The 26,548-nt window shown below is 43.4% G+C and carries 31 protein-coding genes; 21 read left to right on the forward strand and 10 right to left on the reverse strand.

Features of this window, described 5'->3' with window-relative positions; genetic code table 11:
* Positions 1-17 precede the first annotated feature (17 nt).
* Entirely contained in the window at positions 18-989 is a 972-nt protein-coding gene (locus JOC95_RS18125) for a 2-hydroxyacid dehydrogenase (protein ID WP_204418741.1), read from the forward strand.
* 525 nt (positions 990-1,514) lie between these two features.
* Here the strand turns inward: JOC95_RS18125 and JOC95_RS18130 are convergent.
* Positions 1,515-3,233, reverse strand: a complete 1,719-nt coding sequence (locus tag JOC95_RS18130) for a DUF2207 domain-containing protein (RefSeq protein ID WP_204418743.1) — start codon at positions 3,231-3,233, stop codon at positions 1,515-1,517.
* 254 nt (positions 3,234-3,487) lie between these two features.
* Here JOC95_RS18130 and JOC95_RS18135 point away from each other — a divergent pair, with 254 nt between their 5' ends.
* Genes JOC95_RS18135 through thrB form a run of 3 tightly spaced genes read left to right on the forward strand, consistent with a single transcriptional unit; the run spans position 3,488 to position 6,746 of the window.
* On the forward strand, positions 3,488-4,786 hold the full coding sequence (locus JOC95_RS18135) for a homoserine dehydrogenase (RefSeq protein ID WP_204418745.1): 1,299 nt from the start codon (positions 3,488-3,490) through the stop codon (positions 4,784-4,786).
* On the forward strand, positions 4,783-5,838 hold the full coding sequence (thrC, locus tag JOC95_RS18140; protein WP_204418748.1) for a threonine synthase: 1,056 nt from the start codon (positions 4,783-4,785) through the stop codon (positions 5,836-5,838). The genes JOC95_RS18135 and thrC overlap by 4 nt, the downstream gene beginning before the upstream one ends.
* Positions 5,835-6,746: a homoserine kinase gene (gene thrB, locus JOC95_RS18145; RefSeq protein WP_204418751.1), complete on the forward strand. Its 912-nt coding sequence runs from the start codon at positions 5,835-5,837 to the stop codon at positions 6,744-6,746. Before thrC ends, thrB begins: the two co-directional genes overlap by 4 nt.
* A gap of 61 nt (positions 6,747-6,807) precedes the next feature.
* Here the strand turns inward: thrB and JOC95_RS18150 are convergent, their stop codons facing one another.
* Positions 6,808-7,146, reverse strand: coding sequence for a NifU family protein (locus tag JOC95_RS18150; RefSeq protein ID WP_204418932.1), 339 nt, complete (start codon positions 7,144-7,146; stop codon positions 6,808-6,810).
* A 65-nt stretch (positions 7,147-7,211) separates the two neighbouring features.
* Here JOC95_RS18150 and JOC95_RS18155 point away from each other — a divergent pair, with 65 nt between their 5' ends.
* Positions 7,212-7,541: a YuzD family protein gene (locus JOC95_RS18155; protein WP_204418752.1), complete on the forward strand. Its 330-nt coding sequence runs from the start codon at positions 7,212-7,214 to the stop codon at positions 7,539-7,541.
* 39 nt (positions 7,542-7,580) lie between these two features.
* Here the strand turns inward: JOC95_RS18155 and JOC95_RS18160 are convergent, their stop codons facing one another.
* Complete coding sequence (locus tag JOC95_RS18160) at positions 7,581-8,648, reverse strand: NAD(P)/FAD-dependent oxidoreductase (protein ID WP_204418754.1); 1,068 nt, start codon at positions 8,646-8,648, stop codon at positions 7,581-7,583.
* Between the two features lie 348 nt (positions 8,649-8,996).
* Here JOC95_RS18160 and JOC95_RS18165 point away from each other — a divergent pair, with 348 nt between their 5' ends.
* The gene (locus JOC95_RS18165; RefSeq protein ID WP_204418756.1) at positions 8,997-9,233 is read left to right on the forward strand and encodes a YuzB family protein; all 237 of its coding nucleotides are present in this window, start codon (positions 8,997-8,999) and stop codon (positions 9,231-9,233) included.
* Positions 9,234-9,267: 34 nt separating this feature from the next.
* On the opposite strand, the gene JOC95_RS18170 is transcribed toward JOC95_RS18165, so the two are convergent.
* Positions 9,268-9,963 carry a DUF2225 domain-containing protein gene (locus JOC95_RS18170; RefSeq protein WP_204418759.1) on the reverse strand — a complete coding sequence of 232 codons (696 nt, stop codon included), beginning with the start codon at positions 9,961-9,963 and terminating at the stop codon, positions 9,268-9,270.
* Positions 9,964-10,264: 301 nt separating this feature from the next.
* Between JOC95_RS18170 and JOC95_RS18175 the strand changes: the two genes are divergently transcribed.
* The 3 genes from JOC95_RS18175 (at position 10,265) to JOC95_RS18185 (ending at position 13,058) form a co-directional block, all read left to right on the forward strand.
* Positions 10,265-11,500: a NupC/NupG family nucleoside CNT transporter gene (locus tag JOC95_RS18175; RefSeq protein ID WP_204418761.1), complete on the forward strand. Its 1,236-nt coding sequence runs from the start codon at positions 10,265-10,267 to the stop codon at positions 11,498-11,500.
* A 224-nt stretch (positions 11,501-11,724) separates the two neighbouring features.
* Positions 11,725-12,582: a diaminopimelate epimerase gene (gene dapF, locus JOC95_RS18180; RefSeq protein ID WP_204418764.1), complete on the forward strand. Its 858-nt coding sequence runs from the start codon at positions 11,725-11,727 to the stop codon at positions 12,580-12,582.
* 113 nt (positions 12,583-12,695) lie between these two features.
* A complete protein-coding gene (locus tag JOC95_RS18185; RefSeq protein ID WP_204418767.1) occupies positions 12,696-13,058 on the forward strand; it encodes a HesB/IscA family protein in 363 nt (120 codons plus the stop codon).
* 50 nt (positions 13,059-13,108) lie between these two features.
* Here JOC95_RS18185 and JOC95_RS18190 read toward each other — a convergent pair whose 3' ends face one another.
* Complete coding sequence (locus JOC95_RS18190; protein WP_204418769.1) at positions 13,109-13,639, reverse strand: hypothetical protein; 531 nt, start codon at positions 13,637-13,639, stop codon at positions 13,109-13,111.
* A gap of 355 nt (positions 13,640-13,994) precedes the next feature.
* Entirely contained in the window at positions 13,995-14,987 is a 993-nt protein-coding gene (locus JOC95_RS18195; RefSeq protein WP_204418771.1) for an NAD(P)/FAD-dependent oxidoreductase, read from the reverse strand.
* A gap of 435 nt (positions 14,988-15,422) precedes the next feature.
* Between JOC95_RS18195 and JOC95_RS18200 the strand changes: the two genes are divergently transcribed.
* From JOC95_RS18200 to JOC95_RS18220, 5 genes are all read left to right on the forward strand, one after another.
* On the forward strand, positions 15,423-16,649 hold the full coding sequence (locus JOC95_RS18200; protein WP_204418773.1) for an NAD(P)/FAD-dependent oxidoreductase: 1,227 nt from the start codon (positions 15,423-15,425) through the stop codon (positions 16,647-16,649).
* Positions 16,650-16,743: 94 nt separating this feature from the next.
* Positions 16,744-17,223, forward strand: a complete 480-nt coding sequence (locus tag JOC95_RS18205) for an NUDIX domain-containing protein (RefSeq protein ID WP_204418775.1) — start codon at positions 16,744-16,746, stop codon at positions 17,221-17,223.
* A 177-nt stretch (positions 17,224-17,400) separates the two neighbouring features.
* The gene (locus JOC95_RS18210) at positions 17,401-17,523 is read left to right on the forward strand and encodes a YuiA family protein (protein ID WP_204418777.1); all 123 of its coding nucleotides are present in this window, start codon (positions 17,401-17,403) and stop codon (positions 17,521-17,523) included.
* Between the two features lie 139 nt (positions 17,524-17,662).
* The gene (locus tag JOC95_RS18215) at positions 17,663-17,986 is read left to right on the forward strand and encodes a YuiB family protein (protein ID WP_204418780.1); all 324 of its coding nucleotides are present in this window, start codon (positions 17,663-17,665) and stop codon (positions 17,984-17,986) included.
* A gap of 165 nt (positions 17,987-18,151) precedes the next feature.
* Entirely contained in the window at positions 18,152-18,862 is a 711-nt protein-coding gene (locus JOC95_RS18220) for a 3D domain-containing protein (protein WP_204418782.1), read from the forward strand.
* Positions 18,863-18,905: 43 nt separating this feature from the next.
* Here JOC95_RS18220 and JOC95_RS18225 read toward each other — a convergent pair whose 3' ends face one another.
* Both JOC95_RS18225 and JOC95_RS18230 read right to left on the reverse strand, forming a co-directional pair.
* Positions 18,906-19,712, reverse strand: a complete 807-nt coding sequence (locus JOC95_RS18225) for a cobalamin-binding protein (protein WP_204418786.1) — start codon at positions 19,710-19,712, stop codon at positions 18,906-18,908.
* 8 nt (positions 19,713-19,720) lie between these two features.
* Positions 19,721-20,203: a divergent PAP2 family protein gene (locus JOC95_RS18230; protein WP_204418789.1), complete on the reverse strand. Its 483-nt coding sequence runs from the start codon at positions 20,201-20,203 to the stop codon at positions 19,721-19,723.
* Positions 20,204-20,406: 203 nt separating this feature from the next.
* On the opposite strand from JOC95_RS18230, the gene JOC95_RS18235 reads away from it, so the two are divergent.
* From JOC95_RS18235 to JOC95_RS18245, 3 genes are all read left to right on the forward strand, one after another.
* The gene (locus tag JOC95_RS18235; protein WP_204418792.1) at positions 20,407-20,787 is read left to right on the forward strand and encodes a DUF309 domain-containing protein; all 381 of its coding nucleotides are present in this window, start codon (positions 20,407-20,409) and stop codon (positions 20,785-20,787) included.
* A 62-nt stretch (positions 20,788-20,849) separates the two neighbouring features.
* Positions 20,850-22,358: a leucyl aminopeptidase gene (locus tag JOC95_RS18240; protein ID WP_204418794.1), complete on the forward strand. Its 1,509-nt coding sequence runs from the start codon at positions 20,850-20,852 to the stop codon at positions 22,356-22,358.
* Between the two features lie 209 nt (positions 22,359-22,567).
* Complete coding sequence (locus tag JOC95_RS18245) at positions 22,568-23,899, forward strand: Na+/H+ antiporter family protein (protein ID WP_204418796.1); 1,332 nt, start codon at positions 22,568-22,570, stop codon at positions 23,897-23,899.
* A gap of 56 nt (positions 23,900-23,955) precedes the next feature.
* Here JOC95_RS18245 and JOC95_RS18250 read toward each other — a convergent pair whose 3' ends face one another.
* A complete protein-coding gene (locus JOC95_RS18250; RefSeq protein WP_204418798.1) occupies positions 23,956-24,552 on the reverse strand; it encodes a biotin transporter BioY in 597 nt (198 codons plus the stop codon).
* A gap of 140 nt (positions 24,553-24,692) precedes the next feature.
* On the reverse strand, positions 24,693-24,935 hold the full coding sequence (locus tag JOC95_RS18255) for a sunset domain-containing protein (RefSeq protein ID WP_204418802.1): 243 nt from the start codon (positions 24,933-24,935) through the stop codon (positions 24,693-24,695).
* A gap of 422 nt (positions 24,936-25,357) precedes the next feature.
* Here JOC95_RS18255 and JOC95_RS18260 point away from each other — a divergent pair, with 422 nt between their 5' ends.
* The 4 genes from JOC95_RS18260 to gvpO all read left to right on the forward strand — a co-directional run bounded on the left by JOC95_RS18260 (position 25,358) and on the right by gvpO (position 26,527).
* Positions 25,358-25,543, forward strand: coding sequence for a hypothetical protein (locus JOC95_RS18260; protein WP_204418805.1), 186 nt, complete (start codon positions 25,358-25,360; stop codon positions 25,541-25,543).
* Positions 25,515-25,916, forward strand: coding sequence for a hypothetical protein (locus JOC95_RS18265; protein ID WP_204418809.1), 402 nt, complete (start codon positions 25,515-25,517; stop codon positions 25,914-25,916). The genes JOC95_RS18260 and JOC95_RS18265 overlap by 29 nt, the downstream gene beginning before the upstream one ends.
* A 1-nt stretch (position 25,917) precedes the next feature.
* On the forward strand, positions 25,918-26,178 hold the full coding sequence (gene gvpA, locus JOC95_RS18270) for a gas vesicle structural protein GvpA (RefSeq protein ID WP_204418811.1): 261 nt from the start codon (positions 25,918-25,920) through the stop codon (positions 26,176-26,178).
* A gap of 82 nt (positions 26,179-26,260) precedes the next feature.
* The gene (gvpO, locus tag JOC95_RS18275) at positions 26,261-26,527 is read left to right on the forward strand and encodes a gas vesicle protein GvpO (protein ID WP_204418814.1); all 267 of its coding nucleotides are present in this window, start codon (positions 26,261-26,263) and stop codon (positions 26,525-26,527) included.
* Positions 26,528-26,548: the final 21 nt, after the last annotated feature.

Raw genomic sequence — 26,548 nt, forward strand, 5'->3', positions numbered from 1 at the left:
AACAAGGAGTGTAGCAAATGTCCAAGCCGTATGTATTTATCACGAGAAAGATTTCAGAAGAGGTATTGACACCTCTTAACCAGATAGCAGATGTGCAAATGTGGAACAGTGAAAGCGAAGCGGTACCTAGGGAAGTGCTGTTGCAGGAAGGGAAAAAGGCGGATGCGCTGCTAACGATGCTTTCGGATTCGGTTGATGAGGAATTGCTTAATGTTGCTTCAAACTTAAAGGTGGTCGCGAACTTGGCGGTCGGCTATGACAATATCGATTTGGAAACAGCGGCTAGGAACGATGTCATCGTTTGCAATACACCGGATGTACTGACCGAGACTACGGCAGATCTGGCATTCGGACTTATGCTCTCAGCGGCAAGAAGGTTAGCCGAAGCCCATCTTTTCGTAAAAGAGGGACAATGGCAAAGCTGGAGTCCGTATCTTCTGGCTGGAGCTGACGTACACCATAAAACAATCGGCATCGTAGGTATGGGCAGTATAGGGACTGCGGTCGCAAGACGGGCAAAAGGGTTCGGCATGGAAATCCTATATCATAACCGTAGCCGCCATGATGAAGCTGAGAAAGAACTCGGAGCAGTCTACAAGTCATTTGACGAACTGCTTGAACTATCCGATTTCGTGGTATGCTTGACTCCGCTTACTGAAGAAACGAAGAATCTTTTTGATGAGGATGCATTTAAGCGTATGAAGGCCTCCGCTATTTTCATCAATGTAGGAAGAGGACAGGTCGTGGATGAAGGGGCATTGATCCACGCATTGGAGCAAAAGGAAATAGCAGGGGCAGGCCTCGATGTATTCTACAAGGAACCAATCGGGGCGGACCATCCGCTGCTTAAGTTCCCACAAGTAGTCGCCCTGCCTCACATCGGAAGCGCAAGTGTAGAAACACGCACCACCATGATGGAACTATGCCGAGATAACATCATCGCCGTACTCGAAGGTAGAGCGGCGAAGAGTGTGGTAGGCAGGAAGTAAAAAAAGGAGGGGCCTGACCCCCGCCGCGTTAACGCACTAACGCAGCGGGGGCCAGGCCCCTTTTATTAAAGATTTCGATGCTTCATTAGGAGAAGTGACTGAATGGGATGATCCCCTCATCCCCCTGTTTGAAGCTGAGTGAGGGAATCAAAGAGGTAAAATGAATCCCTCATCCCCCTGTTTGAAGTTGGGGGAGGCAATCAAAGAGAGGAAATGATACCTTCATCCCCCTGTTTGAGCGGAGTGAGGGAATCAAAGAGACGAAATGAATCCCTCATCTCCCTGTTTGAAGCGGAGTGAGGGAATCAAAGAGACGAAATGATTCCCTCATCTCCCTGTTTGAAACGGAGTGAGGGAATCAAAGAGGTGAAATGATTCCCTCATCCCCCTGATTGGAGCTGAGTGAGGGAATCAAAGAGACGAAATGATCCCCTCATCCCCCTGTTTGGAGCTGAGTGAGGGAATCAAAGAGATAGAATGATATCCTCATGTCATCACTTACTGAGTGAGCATCTCATCAGATAGTTAAAACCCTCCAGATCCGCCCCCGCCTCCACCAGCGCCGGATCCGCCTCCTGCACCTCCACCGCCTCCGCTGTCACTCATTGTGCTTGCAGCGTTGCGGCTTGCTGTATGAAAGCTTGATGAGGTGGCATTCCCTATCAGTAATAGGGTGGTGACATCCATTCCAGAGTAAGCAGGGCTAACAGGGTGTGATCTGCTGATCGGTATTTGGAAGCCGGATACGAATTCTTCATTTTTCTTTCTCATCGATTTTTCGTTGATGCCGAGTGCATAGATGAAGGCCCGCATCTTCTCATCTTCCGTCCAGGAGTCCCAGTCCTTTTGGGACAATGAGGTAAATCTTTGCTTTAACTGTCTCCATTCCAACAAAATTGAAATGCCTTTTTCCGTTTTCGGATGATAGACAATGGCATGGAGGATGATGGCAAAGAACAATACTAGGGTGATGAAGAAAGCAGGAAACAGGTCATAGATAGGGAACAGAAATAAAAACGGCACGAGAAGAATGCTTGTGAGTCCAACTGCTATTCTGAACCCTTCTTTCTTTTCATAGAGTCCCTGTCCCTTCACTTCTTCCTTGATCGCCTGTGTCCACATGCTTTGATATTTCGAGAATTCTTCATGATTCACCTTGAATTTCATGTATCTGTTCAAATCCTCGATACTGAATTCATTATGTGCCCCCATTTTGTCAAAAAGCCAGGTCATGAGGATTTTTTGGTGCTTCAGCGGTACGTCACGATTTACTGCCAAAAATCGATCATTTGATAGTTTTTTTACATAACCAAGTCTTACAAGATCCAATAATCCTGCAGCAATCGCTTGACCAGGCAGTTGGTGATGGGTGAATAGAATGGTGGCAGGCATGCTGAGACGCTGTTCTGGTGTGCCAGTAAAAGATCCCATTTCCCTGATTGCTGAGCGTCTGGTTTGTTTTCCTTTTATCATCGTTAGAACGATAAGCAGTCCCAATACGAAAGAGAAAAGCGGTAATAGAATATAGCTTGTAGTAGAAAGAACCCCACGCACCTTTTCGTTTTGCAGCGCCTCTTTTATTCCTTCTTCTTTTGCGGATATTATCTGTTCCTTCATCGGTTCTTTTCCACTTAAGGGAGCGGTTGAGAAAAGCTTGGAATCATAAGCTACCCGGATATCGCCGTTTTCATGGCTTGGCACATAACCAAGCTCAAAGTGAACCTCTCCTTCCGAACCGGGACTTTCTGTTCCAAATGCTTCGTCATAGCCAAAAGCGATGACTTCGTCTGCAGGAGAAGGGGGATAAACTGTTACAGAAAAGTTTTCATAGTCGGACTCGTTGCCATCATCAAAAAATGGCCAATAAAATTCCGCCACATCAGGATATACATCAACACCTTTAATTATGTCGTATGTAATCATGACAGTAAAAGTCTCCGTATCCCCACCACGATAAATGCGATAGAGGTTGTCTTCCTGCTCCATCTTAAGCAGTACATCTTCTTCCCTTGCTTCAAGATTTCTTATCTGTGTGCCTCTCTTTGGAATGATGGTCCTTGTGATTCCGTTAAACTCTCCTTCAAAGGAATATGTATGGGCTTCATAGACTTTAACGTTTCCATTCTCTTGGAGGTATGCATCTATCTGTACGTCATTGATCTGATACTCCACTGCCAAAGCCTGAGAGGGGAGCAATAGCAGGCTGACTAATAATAAAGGGATTAGTATGTAATTGATTTTCATAGCATCCACCTCGTTTCTACAAATTAATACGTCATTCATCGTAAAAGGTTTCACTAGGTATTATATTAAAGGATAGAATTTTCAAATAAATATCTCTTACTCTCCCAGCAGGTAAAACGCTTACACGCAAAAAGCGCCTAAAATAACCCCTTGTCAGCCAGTAGAAAGCATTTTATAATGTCCATTATACAAAAACAAATGTACGCACTGAAAATACACAAAAGGGCTGGACCCTCAAAAGGGAGTAGATTTGATTGAAGGAGATTTCATTGGGATTACTTGGATTAGGGACGGTTGGCTGTGGTGTAGTGAAGATTGTGGAGAATCATCAGGACAAATTGAAGCATCAAGTAGGTTGTTCGGTAAAAGTGAAAAAAGCATTGGTAAAGGATCTTCATAAGGATCGGCTGGTCAATATCGACGAAAAGCTGTTAACCTTGCATGCTGAAGAAGTGCTTGAGGATCCTGAGATCGATGTGGTGATTGAAGTGATGGGAGGAGTGGAAGAAGCGCGTCACTATATTCTAAGGGCGTTGAAGAACCGAAAGCATGTGGTAACTGCCAATAAGGACCTGATGGCTGTTTATGGATCGGAGCTTCTGGCTGCAGCGTCAGAGAACAATTGCGACCTGTTCTATGAAGCGAGTGTCGCAGGTGGAATTCCAATTCTGCGCAGTCTTGTGGACGGGCTTGCTTCCGATCGAATTACAAAAATGATGGGAATTGTGAACGGAACGACCAACTTCATCCTGACTAAAATGAACAATGAAGGTTCCTCTTATGAAGAGGTTCTGCATCAGGCACAGGCACTTGGGTTTGCAGAAGCTGATCCCACTTCCGATGTGGAGGGAATCGATGCTGCAAGAAAGATGGCGATACTTGCTACACTCGGCTTCTCGATGAATATTGAATTGAAGGATGTCCAGGTGAAAGGAATTTCATCCGTCTCTGAAGAGGATCTGGAATACAGCAAAAAGCTTGGCTACACAATGAAACTGATCGGCATTGCACACCGGGAAAAAGAAAAGGTGGAAGTAAGCGTAGCACCGACACTCCTACCTCATGCCCACCCTCTGGCAAGTGTGCAAAATGAATATAATGCGGTATATGTGTATGGGGAAGCAGTAGGGGAAACGATGTTTTATGGACCTGGTGCCGGCAGCCTGCCAACAGCAACTGCCGTCGTGTCAGATTTGGTCGGGGTGATGAAGAATATGAGGCTCGGTGTCAACGGAAAGAGTATGGTATCCCCGCAATTTCAAAAAACGCTGAAGGAAAAGGAAGAAGTACAGGCAAAGCATTTCCTGCGAGTCCATGTGAAGGATGAAGTAGGCGTACTCTCCCATATAACCAATCTTTTTTCCAATAAAGGAGTAAGCTTTGAAAAAATCCTCCAGCTGCCTTTGAAAGAGGATGCATTGGCCGAAGTGGTGGTCGTCACACATCATGCTTCCTTACAGAGATATGAGGACCTTCTTGAGGAGCTTGCAGGCATGCCGATGGTCAAGGAAATCAAAAGCAGCTATCGGGTGGAGGGGGAGGTGGCAGTATGAAATGGAACGGATTGATTGCCAACTATAGCAGATTCCTCCCCGTGAGTGAAAATACGCCGGACGTCAGCCTCCATGAAGGCCATACGCCACTGTTGTTTTTAGAGAACCTCTCCAACCTATTGGATATCGAACTTCATGTAAAGGTGGAGGGAGCGAATCCGACAGGCTCCTTTAAAGATAGAGGGATGGCGTTGGCAGTGGCAAAGGCGAAGGAGGAAGGAAGCAATACCATCGTCTGTGCTTCGACGGGAAATACATCCGCTTCTGCAGCAGCCTATGCAGCCAGGGCGGGAATGAAATGTGTTGTCGTAATTCCAGACGGTAAGATTGCACAAGGAAAATTGGCTCAGGCGGTCATGTACGGAGCGGATGTCTACTCGATAAAAGGAAACTTCGATGAAGCCCTGCAGCTCGTGAAGAAACTGTCTGAGGAATTGCCGATCACACTTGTAAATTCCTTGAACCCGTACCGGATCGAGGGACAGAAAACAGCAGCATTCGAAGTGTGCGACCAGCTCGGAAAAGCGCCTGATGTGCTGGCGCTGCCTGTAGGAAATGCAGGGAATATCACTGCCTATTGGAAAGGATTTAAAGAGTATAATCAGGAGTTTCAAACCGGCCTGCCAGAAATGAGGGGATTTGAGGCGGAGGGTGCAGCAGCGATAGTGAAGGATAGCATTATCCCTGATCCAGAAACGATAGCCACTGCCATCCGGATCGGTAATCCCACAAGCTGGAAACAGGCAGTGAGGGCTACGGAAGAATCAAAAGGAAAGATCGATTTTGTCACAGACGAAGAAATGATTAAGGCATATCAGTTGCTTGCCAGAAGGGAAGGCATCTTTGCAGAACCGGCTTCGAGTGCCTCCTTGGCGGGGATCATCAAACATCTTCAGCAGAAGGAACTGGAGAAGGGGAAACGAGTCGTAGCGGTACTGACAGGCAACGGATTGAAGGATCCCGTTACGGCAACTGAGCATGCCAACGTGAAGGTTCAGAGCCTTGCAGACTACAGGCAGCTTGCAGCCTCATTTGAAGGTGTGTCTGTATGAAGGAGTATAAGAATGGATATGTCATAAAAGTACCAGGGAGCTCAGCAAATCTTGGACCGGGATTCGACTCTATCGGTCTTGCAGTTACAAAGTATGTAACACTTTTCGTGCAATATGCCAAAGAGTGGCGCTTCACCTCCGTGCCGCCGTTATTCCTGAATGAAGAAGATAACCTGCTTCGGACAGTCTGTTTGGAGCTTGAGGCACTGTGGGAACAAAAGGCACCGCCTGTTCATGTGCATATCATGAGTGACATTCCGGTGGCACGTGGTTTAGGGAGCAGTGCAGCCGCCATTGTAGGTGCAATCGAGGTCATGAACATCATATGCGAAAAAAATCTGACACCTGATGAAAAGCTTCAGCTCGCAGCAAGGTTTGAAGGACACGCAGATAACGTTGCCGCATCGCTATATGGGGGACTCGTCGTATCCACCTTTCAAAATGGCTGCTATGAGTATATCAAATTACCGGTGCCGAATATGGAATTGGTGGTAGTGGTGCCGAACTTCGAAGCGAAAACAAGCGAATCAAGACAGCTGTTACCCGAGGTACTCCCGTTTAAAGACGCGGTGCTTGGAAGCAGTCATGCGAATGTACTGATCGGCGGGCTATTGATGCAGGATTGGAAACTTGCAGGTAAGATGATGGAAAGTGATGTGTTCCATGAGCCTTACCGGCTGAAACTATTTCCGCAGCTCTCCCACATTCGGGACAAGGCGAAAGGGGCAGGCGCATTCGGCGTGAGCATCAGTGGAGCGGGCCCGACCATCATCTGCTTTTGTAAGCGAGGGGAAGGACGAAACGTCAAAGAAAAGCTGCAGGAGGACTATCCGGAATTTGTTGTTGATCATCTGGAAATAAGCGGTGTAGGAAGCGAGGTACACTATAATCATTTTTCATGTGTATAAAGCCATCAAAAAAACCGGGATCGGCTTAAATGCCTTCCCGGTTTTGCATGATTAGATTGAATTAAAATACTTGTTCTACTTCCACGATGCCTGGAACTTCTTCAAGAAGTGCGCGTTCGATACCAGCTTTTAGCGTGATAGTCGAACTTGGGCAAGAACCGCATGCTCCCAATAGACGAAGCTTTACAATTCCATCCTCTACATCTACAAGCTCGCAGTCTCCTCCGTCACGAAGAAGAAATGGACGCAATTTATCTAATACTTCCTGTACTTGTTCAATTTGTTCATTGATTTCTGGGTTAGACATATTTATCGCTCCTTTCCATACCATATTTATATTATATAGCGAATGCACCAAAAAATCTATTGCCTTGCACTGGGTGTTTTTAGGAATTCGAATTAATTTTATGAAAAAGTAAGCGTTTTACGGTAAAATGAAAGAAAAAGAGTCATGGAGGCCGTGTCATGTCGAAACAGGCAGTAGAAATTAGCGTTTATGGGGCAGAGGTGCTTTGTCCAAGTTGTGTAAACCTTCCATCATCCAAGGAGACATATGAATGGCTGCAGGCGGCAGTCGCTAGGAAATTTCCAGACCAGCCCTTCCATATTTCCTATATAGATATATTTAATACGGAAAATTGTGAGGAAGAGAAAAAGGAATTTGCTAGCCGTGTGGTCGAAGAAGACATGTTTTACCCTGTTGTCGTCATCAACGGGGAGATTGTGGGGGAAGGGAACCCGAAGCTGAAAACCGTTTATGCGGAAATGGAGAAATACGGATACATCGCTTCATAAGAAAAGCGTGAATGAGAGTGCTCATTCACGCTTTTTTTATTAACCGTTATGATATTTATACATCCAAAGGATCCCTGATTTTAATAGTCGGGCTACCCTTCCTGTAAGCGGGCGTTCGTTCACAAGGCCGAAACCATGCTTTTTCCCAAGAGAGCCAAGAACTCCTTTTAATTTGATTGGAGGGAATTCCTCCGGGGGAGCTTCGCCATTCCAACGCTTTACAAGGACCTGGACGATCTGTTCTGCTTGTCCCTCTGCAAGCTGTGCACTAGGCGCATGCGGGAGGCTTGCACAGTCGCCTACAACATATACATGTTCATAGCCTGGGATATTGTGCTGTTTTGTCAGGACTACGCGACCTTGATTATCTTTTTCGACATCCAGCTCACGAACAACCTTGTTAGGCTGAATTCCTGCTGTCCATACGATCACATCACAATGTACCGGTTCATCATGGTTGAAAAGAGTTTTTTCTTCCACACGGGTAATATTGGAACCATTGACCACTTCCACACCGTGTGTCTCAAACCAGTTCTGTACGTATTGGCTCAAACGTTCTGGGAAGCTGGAAAGAATGATGTTACCTCTATCGAATAGTTTAATCGTCAGATCGGGACGGCTTTCATGAAGTTCACTTGCGATTTCGACCCCGCTCAAGCCTCCGCCGACAATTGCCACCACTTTGTTAGCTGCTAAGTCATTAAGTGCCTGATAAGCTCTTCTTGAGTTGTTGATGGTTTGGATGCTGAAGGTATGCTCTTTGGCTCCTGGGATATTGTGATATTTATCTTCACAGCCAAGCCCTATGATAAGATCATCAAATGATAGGGTGCTTTGGTCTTCAAACTGAACAGTTTTGTTTTCCATATCGATGCCAGTAACTTCACCGTATTTAACGGAAAGCTTGTGATGTTCAGGAAATGTCACGCGAACATGGTGATCAGATATCGTTCCTGCAGCAAGTGCATAGAACTCTGTTTTTAAGCTGTGGTAGGGAGCGCGGTCCACTAGCACAATCTCCGTATCTTCTGGTAACTGATTTGGAAGAAGACGTTGCAAAATACGCATTCCCCCGTAACCTCCGCCAAGCACAACAAGTTTTTTCATAGCAGCTAAACTCCTTTTCAAGCTCGTATCTATTCTTATTGCAATAATATCTAGTAATCTAGGGAAATTATGTGAAATAGCGCACATATGATAACCCGTTTGCGCTTTCATTCATCAATGTGTATAACACGTTTAAATAAAATACCATTAAAAGTATATCGAAATTATGACAAAATAACAACATTCTTTCACAAAATACTTGGAATAATGACTGATGAAAAAGCAGGAAAAATGTAGAGGAAAAGCTAAAATTATACAGAAAAAGAATTCGGGTCACGCAATAAACCAAATCATTGACGTTATTAGGAAAAAAAGGTAGCATGAAGGTGCAATAGAGGGGTGAATAAGTTGAAACCGATTATAGAGTTTTGCATCAGTAATTTAGCCAGCGGATCCCAAAAAGCACGTGAAGTGCTGGAGAAGGATCCAAACTTGGATATAGTGGAATATGGATGTCTCGGGTATTGTGGGAAATGTTTTGACTCTCTTTTTGCACTTGTAAATGGGGACGTTGTTGTAGGAGGTACTCCTGAACAGCTGGTTGATAACATCTATCAATATTTGGAAGAGAATCCAATGTTCTAAAAAAATCAGCACATATGAAGCGTGCTGATTTTTTTTATGCTTGCATATGAAGCTGTTTTTGAGCAGTCCTGATTTCATACCAACGATCGCGTGATTTCTCCACCAATCTCACTTGGGTGTCCTTGTCTTTGTGCTGAATGACCAACTGGAAATAACGAATCGCTTGTCTTGTATTTCCTAAACGTGTGTGGAGTTCCCCGATTAAATATAGCAATTTGATCTCACTCATGCTTGTCTCTGCAAAATCTCCGTTAGAATAGGAACGTTCAAACTGATCTGCTGCGAGCTTCAGAAAACGTAATTCCTGAATTTCATTTTTTTCAACTGTCCGGTAGATCCATGCCAAGCGCAAATACATACCAGACATCACAATGGAAGCTTCTTTTTTTATTAGTCCTGAATAGATCCCCAACTTATAGGTGTTGATGGCAGTTTGAACAGTCCTGACTTCACCATAACTTTTTTTCTGCCAATGTTTTTGGATTTTGTTTCGGATGGCATCGATCGTGCCGGGTGGAAAATAGGAAGTGAACTCATCTGTCATGGAATAACCGCAGTTTGGACAGACACTTACATAGTAGAGCAAGGGATTTGTTTCTACAGAATCGTAAACTGAACAAAAATCTGTGTCATGGGAAATAGGCCGGATGAAGCGTGATTTTACCTTTTTTGTTGTGAATGCGTAATCACAAATGCTGCATGTATGATTCCGGTTGAATAATCGCTCCAATACCAACACATCCTTTTTGTCATGCTTCTTATAATTCAAAAGTACCACAATTCATGTCAGATGGAAAGTTGTAAGTAGAGCTTTATGCCTAAATGTGAGTAATGTTTCTTTCACGCACGCATACATCATTTTTTAAAAGATGGGTAATTTAATGAGGAATAGTCGGCGTTTATCATCTATGTAACAAATTAACAAAAAAAAAGTTCTTTCAAACGCTTTCATTTCGTAGTAAAGTGTTATTGTGATAGTTAGATGTCTGACGACAAACAACTTGCAGAAATTTCTAATAGAGGTGAATATTATGAATAATATCCTTTGGGGATTAATGGGGATTGCAGTGATTTTTGCCATTGCATTTCTTCTTTCAGAAAATAAACGCAGAATCAGCGTCCGTACTATTCTGGGCGGACTGACAATTCAATTGCTATTCGCGTTTATCGTACTTAAATGGGAGTTGGGAAGACAGGCTTTTCTTGGATTGACCAACTATGTACAAAATGTAATAACGTATGCAAACGATGGAATTTCCTTTTTATTCGGTCCGGTTTTAGGTAACCCTGGATCTGAAGCAACTGGCTTCGTCTTTGCATTTCATGTATTGACCATCATTATTTTCTTCTCGGCATTAATATCTGTACTTTATTATCTTGGCATCATGCAAATCATTATCAAATTCCTTGGTGGTGGATTGGCTAAACTATTGGGGACAAGCCAAACGGAATCACTTTCAGCCTCTGCCAACATTTTCGTTGGACAAACTGAAGCACCATTGGTAATCAAGCCTTACATCAAAACGATGACAAAATCTGAACTATTCGCCGTAATGACTGGTGGTCTTGCTTCTGTAGCCGGTTCTGTACTTTTTGGTTATGCGGCACTTGGGATTCCATTGGAATACCTGCTTGCGGCAAGCTTCATGGCAGCTCCAGGTGGACTGATCATGGCAAAAATGCTAATTCCTGAAACAGAAGAGGCAAGAACTCCAACCAAAGCGGAAATCGAAGAGGCTGAAGATGAAAAGCCTACAAACGTAATCGACGCTGCAGCCCGCGGTGCATCTGATGGATTAAAGCTTGCATTGAACGTTGGTGCAATGCTACTGGCATTCATCGCATTGATTTCCCTTATCAACGGAATGCTAGGTGGAATCGGTGGTTGGTTCGGTGCTGAAAACTTCACACTGGACTTCATCTTGGGCTACCTGTTCGCACCACTTGCCTTCATCATCGGTATTCCTTGGAGCGAAGCAATCGCTGCTGGTAACCTGATCGGTCAAAAGCTTGTATTAAATGAATTCGTTGCATACTCCACTTTTGCTGGTCAGCTTGATATGTTCAGCGGAAAATCCATTGCGGTAATCTCTTTTGCACTATGTGGATTCGCGAACCTTTCTTCCCTTGCGATCCTTCTTGGAGGACTGGGAAGCCTTGCTCCTAGCCGTCGCCCGGATATTGCAAAATTAGGGTTCCGTGCAATCATTGCAGGTACACTTTCCAACCTGTTAAGTGCTGCGATTGCAGGTATGTTCATTCTATAATTTTTACGTTAATAAGCTCACACGTCTATTTTGGCGTGTGAGCTTTTTTGTGGAATATGGAACTGTCCCCACAACAAGGAAAAACCCACGTCATCGTGTTTCTTTCCGGGAAACATTCGATACATGGGTTTTTCATATAAAACGGGGGATGTTTCTATTGTGTTCAATGTTTTATGTATTTATACTTGTAGGAAATAACAATTTTTCTTGGAGGATCTTTAAATATGCGCTCCTTTCAATTTACAAAGATGCACGGATTGGGAAACAACTATATATATGTCAATATGTTTGAGGAAGACTTAAAGGAAGAAGAGCTGTCATCCATCGCGATCCAGGTGGCGGATGTCCATACTGGGATAGGATCTGACGGAATGATACTGATTTGCCCATCTGATGTGGCACCCGTTAAGATGAGAATCTTCAATAATGATGGATCGGAAGGGAAAAATTGCGGCAATGGCCTTCGCTGTGTAGCAAAGTATGCGTATGAGCATGGTATCGTACAAAAAGAAACCTTTGAAATAGAGACATTATCCGGATTGGTGGAAGCGAATGTGGAGCCGGAAGATGGAAAGGTACACATTGTAACTGTTGATATGGGAGCTCCACGCTTGGCAACAGAAGAGATCCCGATTCTTGTGGATAAACAGGATAGGCTGGTGAACGAACCATTCCTGGTTGGGGAAGAGACCTATCATATCACCACTGTATCCATGGGCAATCCCCATGTGATCTTCTATCTGGATGATATCAAGGATGCTCCGCTGACGACATTAGGCCCAATCGTGGAGAAGGATCCAAGATTTCCTGAGGGCGTGAATGTGGAGTTTGTGGAAGTGGAAGCGGAGGATGAACTTCACTTTCGCGTGTGGGAGCGTGGCTCAGGTATCACACAGGCATGTGGAACAGGGGCGTGTGCCGCGGTGGTTGCTTCCGTCCTGAATGATAAGACAGAAAGAAACAAAGAGACCACCGTGCATTTAGCAGGAGGCGACCTGTTCATTACATGGACAACAGAGGGTTCCGTTAAAATGCGCGGCCCTGCCGAAACCATATGTGCAGGGACTTACTATTATAAATAACAAAAATGGTACCAGTATGCATATACTATAGAAAAGCTGTTAAATTGAGGGAAGCAGTATTAACAGGTATAATAGGAAACATAAGAGTGGAATTTTTTCAGGAGGTGTAAAAAATGAAAGATATCATCACTATTACAGAAGCGGCGGCTTTTCAAATAAAAGATATGATGAAGGATTACGGAAGCGATGACGTGTTCCTTCGTGTCGGAGTAAAAGGTGGGGGCTGCAGTGGCCTTTCCTACGGTATGGGCTTTGAAGAAGAAAAAGGCGAGAAGGATATCGAGCTCGAGCAGCACGGCATCAAAATCCTGATTGACGACGAAAGCAAACCGATCCTACAGGACGTCAAAATCGATTTCAAGCAATCCATGATGGGCGGCGGATTCACCATCGACAACCCGAACGCTATTGCTAACTGTGGATGTGGTTCTTCATTCCGAACTGCAACGGAAGCGGGGAAGCCTGAGGAGTGTTAATAGGACAGAAAAGCTCTTTAGCGGATTTTCCGCTAAAGAGCTTTTTTACTTTATTTTGCCGATTTCCATCTATAAAAGAAGCAGCCACCCAATACAAGCACCACACCCAATGATCCGACCACCAGATTGTGTGTGGAGGGGGAATCTGATGCTGCATCACCGGGTTTGCTTGGTACGGTACCTTCCCCAAGTTCGTTAAGATCATCTTGTGCATAGGCCAATTCCGCGGTTCTGGAGCACAACGAAGTAATATACTTTCCTTCTTCAAGGGTTGCATACACGATATACTCTTTGCCCTTTTCAAAATTTACGCCACAACCTGCAGAGTCTAAGGCAGTGTCCATCGTTACCTCTTTCGAGTCCATCCCTTTCCATGATTCTTTCACACTGATTTTTGCTCTAAGCGTACTGTCGTCCGTTTTGACATCGATCACTTTTCCGGAGAAGACAGCACCCGATTTTTCCATTTCCTCTGTGGGCGTTCCAGGTGGCAGGCAGGAGCAGGCATAGCTAGAAGAAGAAAAAGGGAGTGAAAAAAGACTGATCAGGAAGAAAAGGAAGCCGATTTTCATTATTTTCATATGTTTTTCACCTCGCCTTTATATTGTTAATTAGTTTGACGTAAGAAGGAGGTGGGAAGTTACATAGGATGATGAAAATAGTGTGTTCCCCTTAGCGGAGATTTCAGGAGGATTTAGTCTTATGCACAAAAATCTTGATTTGCGCTCAATTTTGCAGGGTTTTCGGTGAAAAATTTTCAAATGCGTGCAAAAAAAAGATTTTATGCACAAAAACTAACCACTTATGCACAAAGCGCATAATAAGACAAATAACATCAATTTCCGCAGCGGAATGCAGTGCGCACCCCAACGCCGCCCAACCAAATCCCCGCAAAAAAAGACCAACCCCCAAAAGGGTCGGTCTTGCACACATTATTTAAAACAAGCTCGTACTATGGAGCGGCTGTACTTTAGCCTTTGGATCGATATAGGATTTAGCGTTATTCACCGCAGTCGGTGCTTCGCCAAATCCGCAAGCAATCAGTTTTACCTTGCCATCGTACGTGCAAATGTCACCGGCAGCATAGATTCCTTGGATATTTGTTTCCATTTTGGAATTGACCACAATGGAGTTTTTCTCGATTTCAAGGCCCCAGTCTTTGATCGGACCCAAAGAGGACACGAAGCCGTAGTTAACGATGACGTCATCTACATCAAGAACTTCTCTTTCTTCCGATTTCACTTTTTCAAGCACCACTTGATTGATGGCATTTTCGTCACCGATGAGTTCAACTGGTACGTAAGGGGTTTTAATTTCCACCTTGGAGTTCATCAAGAGTTCCACACTGTGTTCATGCGCGCGGAACTTGTCGCGGCGATGGATCAGGGTCACTTTTTCAGCAATCGGCTCGAGCATGAGGGCCCAGTCCACTGCAGAGTCACCGCCACCGAAGACCACTACCTTCTTCCCGGCGAACTTGTTCATGTCATCCACAAAGTAATGGATGTTTTTGTTTTCATAATCTGTGGCATTTTCCAACTCAAGTCGTCTCGGTTGGAAAGCGCCGTTTCCTGCTGTTATGATGATAGCTTTGGAATAGTGTGTTTCTTTATCCGTTGTGATCTTGAAAGTTCCGTCACCCATTTTTTCCAACGTTTGAACAGACTGTTCCAATGCAACCGTTGGCTCAAACTTGGACATCTGCTCTTTCAGGTTGTTGATCAGCTCTTGCGCACGGATTTTCGGAAAGCCGGCAATATCGTATATGTACTTTTCCGGATATAACGCAGATAATTGACCGCCCAATTGTGGCAGACTTTCGATGATTTTAACACTCGCCTGTCTCATTCCCCCGTAGAAAGCAGTGAACAAGCCTGTCGGTCCTCCACCAATAATGGTGATGTCATATACTTTTTGTTCTTCGTTCATCTCTGTCTATCCCCCTAAACATTGATATAACTTCCTAACCCTATCATAGCATAAATTCAGAATAATATCTTTTTTTCATTAGGACGAATGCTGTCACGCTTTGGCAAAACGGCAGTAGAATAGTAATAATAAGGGGTTGAACGAGTTTCTATGCCGCTATTTTTATCTAAATTTTCTAAAGGTTTCAAAACAATCTTTTAGTCTTGAAAAAAGTCAAGAAAAAGAATATGATGTTATGTAGGCAATTACAGTTTTGTGACAAATAAAGCACTTTTATGCCGTCCTTGTTCGTGAATTGTTTCACAAACATTTTTCTTGTTATTTATCATTAAAAATCTTCGTTTAAGGGGATTGTAAGAATAGGTTTAGTGGTATTTGTCTAACGTCTTTATTTTTTTCTCATTTATACTTAATAAAAATATTCTAAAGGTGGATGTGATTCGATTGAAAAAGCCAAGTATAGTAATTTTAGGTGCAGGTTATGGTGGATTGATGACGGCAGTTCGTCTTCAAAAGATGATCGGAGTAAACGAAGCGGATATCACTCTTGTTAATAAAAATGATTACCATTATGAGTCTACATGGCTGCATGAAGCATCAGCAGGGACTTTGCCTGCAGATCGCACACGTTATAAGGTGTCGGAAGTAATCGATAAGAGCAAGGTACATTTCCTGCATGACACAGTTACAGGCATCAACAAGGAAGCTAAAACTGTTGCATTGACTAAAGGTGGAGAAATCTCTTATGACTACCTTGTTGTAGGATTGGGTTATGAAGCCGAAACATTTGGCATCAAAGGTTTGAAAGAGCATGCGTTCTCGATTGCTAACCTCAATGTTGCACGTAAGATCAGAGAGCATATCGAGTATCAATTTGCGACTTACAACACAGAAGCAAACCGCCGTGATGATCGCTTAACGATTGTTGTCGGGGGAGCTGGATTCACTGGTATCGAATTCCTTGGTGAATTGGTTAACCGTGTTCCTGAGCTTTGCAGCGAGTTCGATGTACCAAAAGAAAAAGTTCGCATTGTATGTGTAGAGGCTGCACCGACGGTTCTTCCTGGTTTCGACCCTGAGCTTGTTGAATATGCAGTAGGTACATTAGAGCGCAAGGGCGTCGAGTTCAAAATCGGTACTGCAATCAAAGAAGCAACAGAAGAAGGCATCATCGTTGCAAAGGATGAGCAAGTGGAAGAAATCAAGGCTGGCACTGTAGTATGGGCTGCTGGTGTTCGTGGAAATCACTTGGTGGAAGATTCCGGGTTTGAAAATATGCGCGGACGCGTAAAAGTAGATCCTTACCTTCGTGCACCAGGACATGATGATGTATTCATCGTTGGGGATTGCTCCTTGATCATCAATGAAGAAATCAACCGTCCATACCCACCTACTGCACAAATTGCGATGCAGCAAGGGGAAGTATGTGCGAAAAACCTGGCAGTACTAGTTCGCGGTCAAGGCGAATTGCAAACATTCACTCCTGACTTAAAAGGAACAGTATGTTCACTAGGTGAAGATGATGCGATCGGTGTAGTATTCGGACGCAAAATAATGGGTTCTAAAGCATCCTTCATGAAGAAAATGGTTGATAACCGCGCTCTTTACATGATCGGTGGAGCCGGACTTGTAATGAAAAAAGGTAAATTCAACGTATTGTAATTCAATAATAAAGCCGTCCTTTTCCGGACGGCTTTTTCTTATGGGATTTTACTGATAACATATAGGATAGAAGAAAGTCTAAGGGGTTGCGATTATGTCTAAAAGAGGAAATGTCTGGTTGGCTGTAGCGGGTGTCGTAAGATCAGAGGATGGAAGATGGCTCGTGGTAAAAAAGAAATATGGTGGCCTTAAAGGTAAATGGTCCTTTCCTGCAGGCTTCGTCGAACAGTATGAAACGGTGGATGAAGCGGTGAAAAGAGAGGTCTTGGAAGAAACGGGAGTCACGGTTACAGTAGAGGGCCTGATTGGGGTTCGATCGGGTGTCATTAAAAATGAAATCAGTGACAATATGCTCATATTTCTATGCAGACCACAAGATGATGCCGTGATATTCCAGCAAAGTGAATTGTCCGATGCAGCATTTATGACAAAAGAAGCGTTGGAGGATGATCCCGACACATCCTTGCTCATCCACTCTTGCATCAATCAAGTTAATCTTTCCCTTCTGAAAGGAACGGAGCCTATGAATCCTGGTGATATTTTTGGTTATAGCTCGTATAAGTTATTTTTCTAAAGATTCTAAAAATTTAAGAAAATAAGAGAAAAGATTAGAAACCATTATATGTTATCGCTTACATTGGGTTATTTCGCTCATTTCGTCCCTTTCCAGAAAATATAAATGATGATATATTATCAGAAAATTAAATTAAATTTCTGTTTTAAGAGAAAACATCATCTGGAGGGATAAGGAATGAAAAATCAACTGCAAACAGAGAAAAAGGAATGTGTTTACTGTTCTGGTAAAGGCTATTTTCAATTACTGTTAGGCGGATCTGAGACCTGCAATTGCTGTGGTGGCAGCGGTAGAAAATAAGATAAATGGCACTATCACATTGGTTCGGACAAAATACCGACAAATGTGATAGTGTTTTTTCATTTGACTTCCGAATATAATTGACTCGTATCAAGCCATTCAGTACACTAAGAAAAGATGTGTATTGGAGGTGCATGGTATGAATATACCGATATTGCTTATTTCGATCGTCCTATTTTTTGTGTTATTCTTTGGAATTGGATTCCTTCTAAATATGTTATTGCGCATGTCCTGGATAATGGCAATCATCTATCCTGTAGTATGTATTTGGATCATCGTGCAAGATGACGTGAAGCTTATAGATTTTTTCAGAAACACGGGAGAGGCATTTTCCACGGTAGGAACAGGAATCGCATCATTGCAGATGGCAGATATATCGATTCTGATCAGCGGTTTCCTGGGAGCAATCTGTTCCGGTATTGTGATAAAAATGCTTAGAAAAAGCGGATATCAGATGTTTTAAACAAAAGAATCGACAAAAGTCGGTTCTTTTTTTATGGGAAAAATTTAATAGATTGTTAACATTTACTGGAAAGAATAACGTGTTTACTAGACAAATCTTACAAAAGTGGAATATTTCTTGGTGAAAGAGGGAAGAAATACTTTGTGAGAGGAGTGATTGTATCACATGAAAACGGCGAAAACGATATGCCGAAGGATGGTTACAGCGGTTTTGTTTACTATGGCGCTATTTGTGACCTTCCAGTCTTTATCCGGTGTGGAAGCATCGACCATACAGAATTGGCTTAAAGAAAATGAAATTTATGCATCGAAAGAAACAGACGGGCATGAACATAAAAGTTTTTTCAAAAAAATCGGTTTGGATTTTAAAAGTTTAAAGATTGCTTTTGCTACTCCGACACTTGTTTCTTCCAAAGAGGCGGTGGAGTCTTCCAAAAGGCTTGAGGATATGGACTGGAGTGGTTATGAAGTTCAGACGGTATCTGCAACCGGATATACTGCAGGCATAGAATCTACCGGGAAAAATCCCGATCATCCAGGCTATGGAATTACATATTCAGGGCTTAAGGTAAGAAGAGATCTATATTCAACCATAGCAGCAGATACTAGTGTCTTTCCAATCGGGACCATTCTATTTATACCGGAATACGGATATGGAGTGGTGGCCGATACGGGCAGCGCCATCAAAGGAAAAAAGATTGACCTTTATTATGAGACGGTGGAAGATGTTTTCTCCCAGTGGGGGAAAAAGACCCTCGAAGTCTATGTGGTGAAAAAAGGTGACGGGAAAATTACAGAAGAAGAGCTCACTTTATTGAATGAACAGGAAACGATGCAGGTGTTCCGACAGAAGTTTATAGCTGACACTGAAAGATAAAGTGGGACAAGCGGGTATTGCTGACAAATGGTCGATTCTATCGTTAAAGATAGAACGACCATTTTTTATCTGTGGAAAAGATATCAGGATGCAGAAGCTTGGCAAGTTTTTGAAGTCCTTCCAATAGCCTTGGAGAGGGCCGGCAAAATAGACGTTCTTCCAGCACAAAGATGTTATCCTGTTTCACTGCTTTCATTTCTGTCCAGCCAGGCCTTCTACGAACATGGTCAGGGTTCATTTTGGATTCCTTTACACCGACCCATATCATGCAAATGACATCAGGATTCCTCTTCCTGACATCCTCCCAATCAGTCTGATGGCTAGCAACTTCCTGGTCAACATATATATTGCTGCTGCCAGCCAGTTCACTTATCTCTGTCAGCCAGTTTACTGATCCTGGAGTAAAGACCGGCTTTGGCCACCACTCCCAATATACCTTGGGTTTCATTTTGACGGTTGTGGCCATCTCTTTGTACGATTTTATGAATGCCTCCATGGACTCCACTACTTGTCTGGCAAGCTCTTTCCTATCAGTCAGCTCCCCTACTTGCAGTAAGTCGTTTTGAATATCCTTCAAAGTTTGCGGATTCAATACAATATGTGGGATGTTTCTTTTCTGAAGTGATTCAATATTACGTTCCATTCCCGGTACACTAAGGCTAGCGAGAACAAGGTCGGGCTTCAGTGCTTCCACTTTATCCATATCGATTTGAAGATCCGGTCCCAGTTTAGGAAGATGGGTTACCTCTTCAGGCCAATCAGAAAAATCATCCACTCCCACCAGATCATCAATGAGATTTAAGTAATACAGTAATTCCGTATTACTAGGACATAATGAAACGAGTCGCATTCTATCACCTACCAGATCTCTGTAAAATAATGAAGCACAAGTGTAAGGAATATTCCTGTTAAGCCCCCAAAGAAAACTTCAATCGGTTTGTGTCCGAGAAGTTCTTTCAGGTCCTTGACTTTTTCCTGTTCGTTCATCTTTGGCCATTTTTTTGTTTCTTCAACAAACCGGTTAAAATCCCCGACCAATTTATTCAACACTATTGCCTGTTCCCCGGCATGCCTTCTTACCCCTGTTGCATCAAACATGACAATGATGGCAAAAACCGTCGCCACAGAAAAAATCGGGGAAGCTAACCCAACCTCCAATGCCACTCCTGTTGCCAAGGCGGTTACTGCAGCAGAGTGGGAGCTTGGCATCCCCCCGGTGCTTGTTATGAGTGTCCAGTCAATTCTTCTTGTAGCAATGAATTGAATGGGGACCTTTACAAACTGTGCAAAGAAAATTGCTGCAAGTGCAGCCCATAACGGAAAATTATCGAATAATTCCATGTCTCATCAATCGCCCTTTCTATGATGAAATGATAGATACAATAATTACTGGTGGACTCTTCCTTACTATACCCTTTCTTATTCGTTGTAGAACTCATCTTTGGTGAAAATTCCCTCTAAAAGCTTCTGTCTAATAATTATGAATTATTTTATTGCTTTTGTTAAGATAATTATAAGAGAATTTTACTTGAGGGGACTTTGTCATGGAGATTTATCCGGAAGAGTACTATGATTTTTTCATTTCTTTTAACGAGGGGGATTATTATACATGCCATGATCTGTTAGAGGAAATCTGGATGACGGATAAAGATAATTACTTTCTGAAGGGCTTGCTGCAAATGACGGTGGCCATTTACCACTATGAGTACGGGAATGTGAAGGGTGCGCGACTGATGATGCACGCAGGTCACGTGTATATCCAGAAGTATCGTCCAAAGTTTTGGGGAGTGGACCTCGAAAAGGTCAATACATTCATATTGGAGTGTTTGAGCATTTTCCCTGAGGATATAGATCGGGTACCTTTTGAGGAGGTTTCTTCATTGCCTCCACTTCCCTCTCTAGTTCTTTATCTTGAAGATGATTAGAAACTCGAAATATTTCCGCTTTTTCGATATAATAGAAACAAATATGTGGGAGGTGCCAAAGGATGTTCACAGTACAGAATCATACCGATTTTACAGAGAGACAAACGGCAATCATTGTAGGGCTTTCAGAAAAGAATAAAAAGGTGGAAGGCCTGCTAGGGGAATTGGATGCTCAGCTCGACGGTCAGATCACCGACTTGTTGAAGGAAGGCGACATCAGCTCCAAGAAAAACAAAATCTCAAAAATACATACGTTTGGTAAGACAGCTTTTAAAAGGATTTTTGTTGTAGGTTTGGGCAGGGAAGAGAAATTGAACTTTGAAGAGCTGCGAAAGGTATTTGGCCGAGTGGCAAAAACGGTTCAAGAGTCAAGGTATACAAGCGTTGCTATCGCTTTGGATACTTTCCTGACAGATAAAGTGGATGTGTTGGACGCTGCCCATGCGCTAGGGGAAGCCATTCCAATGGCAACATATATGTATGATGGATATAAGAAGAAATCCAATGAGCCAGAGATCAAGCTTGAGAACGTCACGATAGTGACAGATGCCGATAACGAGGAGATTAAGGCAAGCTTGAATGTCGGTTACCACTTCGGAACAGGGACAAACTCTGCACGTACGCTGGTAAACCTTCCAGGTAACATGCTCACAGCGACGGATATGGCAAATTACGCTTCCGAACTATCAGAGAAATACGGCTTTGAACTTGAAATCCTTGAAAAAGAGGATATGGAGAAACTCGGAATGGGTGCACTGCTTGCAGTAAATAAAGGCTCAGTCGAACCTCCAAAAATGATTGTCATGAAGTATCAGGGCAAGGACGAATGGACCGACGTCATCGGTCTAGTCGGTAAAGGGATCACCTTTGATACTGGCGGATACTCCATCAAGCCGAAGGACGGCATTGTCGGCATGAAATCCGATATGGGTGGAGCGGCAGCGGTTCTTGGTGCCATGGAAGTGATCGGCGAGCTGAAACCGGAGCAGAACGTTCTTGCAGTTATCGCTTCAACTGATAATATGATCAGCGGAAACGCTTTTAAGCCGGACGATGTTATTACAAGCATGAGTGGTAAAACGATCGAGGTCTTGAATACCGATGCTGAAGGCCGTCTAGTATTGGCGGATGCCATTACGTATGCCAAGCAGCACGGTGCCGACTATCTTGTGGATGTTGCAACCCTTACAGGCGGTGTGATCATTGCACTAGGAAACCACACTACAGGTGCACTGACAAATAATGAGGATCTTTTCGAACAGATTCTCGAGGCTTCCTATGAAGCGGGGGAGGAAATGTGGCGCCTTCCTATCTTCGAGCATGCCAAGGAAAGAGTCCGCAACAGTAAAGTGGCAGATCTGAACAACTCACCGGGCCGAGATGGGCATGCCATTTTTGCAGCCGCATTTATCGGCGAGTTTGCGGAAGAGACGCCTTGGGTACACTTGGATATCGCCGGGACAGCAACAGCGAAATCCAATCATGACCTCGGCCCGGCAGGAGGAACAGGTGTCATGGTTAGAACACTTGTAACTTTTGTTCTGCGTTTTGGTGAAACGGAAGAAGAATAATGAATATAAGACACACCTTCTTATTGGAAGGTGTGTTTTTATTTTGCATATTAAGCTACACTCTAACCTTCCTCTCTTTTCCTATCATTTTATGTTGACACCCTTTTGCAATGATGATAATTTAATTATATGCTTTTTTACTCTAATTCTCTAATAGTTTAATATAGTAAAGCAAAAGCGCACTTAAAGAAAAGAAAGGAAGTAACAACATGAATGCAGTCCTCATAGCAGTTTTAGTCATGCTTGTATTAAGTTTACTTAGAATAAATGTAGTATTGGCACTTGTATCAGGTGCACTGATAGGAGGTCTAGTCGGCGGGTTGGGCCTTGAGACGACGATCAACACGTTTACCGATGGCCTCGGTGGTAATGCTGCAGTTGCCTTAAGCTATGCTTTGCTTGGAGCTTTTGCAGTTGCCCTTTCCAAGACAGGCTTGCCTGATGCGCTTGTTGAAGGTGCTTTGAAGCTAGTCGGATCGAAGGGGGATACCCGTAAGAAGGCTCTGTCCAAGGTCCTTATTCTTATGATCATCCTTGCTGTGTCGATTATGTCCCAAAACGTCATACCGGTACACATTGCCTTTATTCCCATTCTCATACCGCCATTGTTGAAAGTATTAAATGAATTAAAAATAGACCGCCGTCTGACAGCGACCGTTATCACTTTCGGTTTAACGGCACCTTATATTCTATTACCGGTTGGGTTCGGGGGGATTTTCCATGATATCCTGAAAACCAATATGTCGGAAAGCGGAATGAATATCAGCCTTTCAGATATCCCGATGGCGATGCTTATCCCGACAACAGGAATGGTAGTCGGTCTGCTGGTTGCGATTTTCTTCAGTTATAGAAAAGAAAGAACCTATATACAGGAAGATATTGCAGGGCAGCAAACAGAGAGCTATACAGTAAAATCACTGATTGTTGCGATTGTTGCTGTAGTCCTCTCCCTTGCATCCCAGCTATACTTGTCTGAAGTTGTCGGGGTTCAGGGGATGATCTATGGATCTCTCGTAGGTATCATCATCCTATACATTGGTGGGGCTATGAAATCCAATGAAACGGATGTTGTTTTGGCTTCAGGCATGCGCATGATGGCATTCATCGGATTTGTCATGATTGCAGCATCCGGATTTGCAAGTGTGCTAAGGGAGACAGGCCACATTGAATCATTGGTGGAGACCTCCGCTACCTGGATTGGGACGAATCAGCTCTTGGCAGCGTTCGCGATGCTGTTGGTCGGCTTGCTGATTACGATGGGCATCGGCTCTTCGTTCTCGACGATCCCAATTATTGCTGCCATCTTTGTTCCTCTTTGCATGGAGCTTGGTTTCAGTCCTATGGCTACCATTGCCATCGTCGGAACAGCAGCTGCACTCGGTGATGCCGGTTCACCTGCGTCCGACAGTACTCTCGGCCCGACATCCGGTCTGAATGCAGACGGACAGCACAACCACATCTGGGAGACTTGTGTACCGACATTCATACACTACAACATCCCATTGATAATCTTTGGCTGCATTGCGGCGATGGTTTTATAATGAAAAAAAAGACCTGCTACTGTCCTTGGTAGCAGGTCTTTCTTATTTATTTGTTATTAAGCGACTCTCCGTGTATGGGAGATGTTCGTTGTCTTATTCAAAGTGTAGTAGAGTCTTGGTGCAATCATTGCGCAGATAACCGTAAACACCAAATCTTTTACGGAGAACCATGCCATAATTCCCCATGCTGCTTTGTAGCTCATATTTCCTTCCGCTACATTGTTTACGATAAACCACATATAAGTTGTTCCGATTACATAAATAAGGATGATACCAACGAAAGAAGCTGTCATAAAAGTGGCGAGACCCGGCTTTTCGTTTCTTTCCACGATAAGACCAACCACAAATGCTGTTACGATATAAGAAAGAATAAAGCCGCCTGAGCCGCCAAGCACTGCACCCATACCAGATCCAAACTGCGCGAAGACAGGTGCACCTGCAACTCCTACCAATAAATAAACAAACATACTTATTGCCCCTAGGCGTGATCCCAAGAGTATCCCGGCAAGTATACAAAAAAATGGCTGCATGGACAATGGGATGCCTGCCACTTCCAAAAATGGTGCCCAGGATGTGATATTGGCACCGATCGCCATCAGTGCAACAAACATTGCCGCATATGTAATATCCAATGTCTTCATTCTACGCTTCATAATGTAAACCCCTTTGTCTGATGTAGTTAACAATAAAAATGATAATCTATCAGACTCTTGTCTGTCAACATGATTTTAATGCAGGTTGACATAAGAGGCGAAAAAAAAACAACCTCCGCTGAATAAGCGGAGGTTGTTTGCTATCTTGCGGATTTACGATATCCTGCTGCAACCGCAGCTTCCTCTGAATCAAACCATTCAATAGCTTTGGTTACTTCATAGAATTGTCCTTCCGGAACATGATAGATGAGTTCACCACGTGAATTCTGGTTGCCTTTTATTTTCACAGCTGCTTGAGCTTTATTGTCAGAACGTAATCTTGTGATAAATGCTCCTACTAGACTACTGATAATAATTCCATTGAAAAGCACTGCTTTCTTCATTAGTCTTCCTCCTGTCCATATCTGTTCTATATAGGGTGGTCAACACCGCTGTTGATTTCCGCACTAGGCTGCGCTTTCCGCGGGACGTTTGTGGAGCCTCCTCGGCTTCGCCTGTGGGGTCTCCACTAAACGTCTCCCTCCCGCAGGAGTCTTCGCCCATTGCTCCAATCAACAGCTAGCATACATTAAAAATTATTAAAGCCTACTATATTAACTTATAAAGTATGAATTACATATTTCTTACCCTTCCTTTAAAGTTCAATAAACATTGTAGGGGGTAGAAATTATTCCTATAGAGGTAGCTATTACTAAAATCATGGGCAATACTACCCTTTTTACCCCATTTTTGTTTAACTATCGGCCATAGCGTGAATATAACGAGAAACAGAATAAATTTTATCGAATAAAGGAGTGGAAGATTCATGGATGTAAAAACGAGCGCATTACAACTTAAGGGTAACAAATGGGTGAAGGGTGCTGTGATCGGCAGTCTAGCCGCAAGTTCCGCATTTTTATTGAAGTCGGACTCTCGAAATAAGGTGATGAAATTTTTTCGAAGAGACAAAGACAACCAAGAACATGAAGCAACTGAAGAAAAAGCTGATTAAAAAGATAAAGCGAGAAGCGACAGAGCAGTATATCGACTATAAGAAGCAGAAGACGAAGGAAAAGATGCAGGGGAAAATCACAGCTGCATCGGGATCGTTGGAAGAATCCAGAAGTGATCTAGCTGATAACGTCCACAATAAAGCGGACGAAATGAAAGTGAAAATCCAGGAATCTCTATTAAAAGTCAAAGACAAACTGCAAAAAGTGAAAGAAGCTGGAGAGGCTCTGCAAGGTGACACAGGAAACCGGAAGAACTCCAGTGATATAAAGTCCTATACAGAAACAAATAAAGTAACGGATATAAAGGGAATGAATGCAGTAAAAAGCAATGTGGAAATCCCGCATGCAAGTGATACTAAAGGAGTGAAGTAAATTGGCAGCTATTCAAAAGAGTACAGATGGTTCAAGTTTAGCAGAAGTAATCGATAGAATTCTAGATAAAGGGGTCGTCATCGATGTATATGCCCGCGTTTCATTAGTGGGTATCGAGCTTGTGACAGTTGAAGCACGCGTCGTTATTGCGAGTGTGGACACTTGGTTGCGTTACGCTGAAGCGGTCGGACTGTTACGGGATGACCTGATGGATGATGAATTCAAATTATCCGAACAAGTAAACGAAAGACAAAAAGCTTAAATTTGACAATAGAATAGGCAGGGGACAAGGCACATACGATATGTGCCTTTGTTCCATTTCAATGAATCGGTGGGTGATTAGGATGAGTATGAAAAAGGTATTAAACGAAGTAACGGAGTTCTTTTGTGAATTTGTGAAGCCTCCATATAAAATTACGTCCGTTCAACCGACAGACCAAGGTTGGGACGTCATTGTAGAGGTTATTGAAGAGAAGGAATATATGAAGGCATATGCCAAAGATCAGATGGTTGGCGTCTATCATGCAAGATTAAATAAAGAGATGGAAGTCGAATCTTATGATCGCAGGAGCCTTCGTGCAAGAAGTTCCCTGGATTTATATCAAGAGTAAAGTCGTTGAATTGTCGTGGAG

The organism is Sutcliffiella tianshenii, from assembly GCF_016908565.1.
Lineage (GTDB): Bacteria > Bacillota > Bacilli > Bacillales > Bacillaceae_I > Sutcliffiella_A > Sutcliffiella_A tianshenii.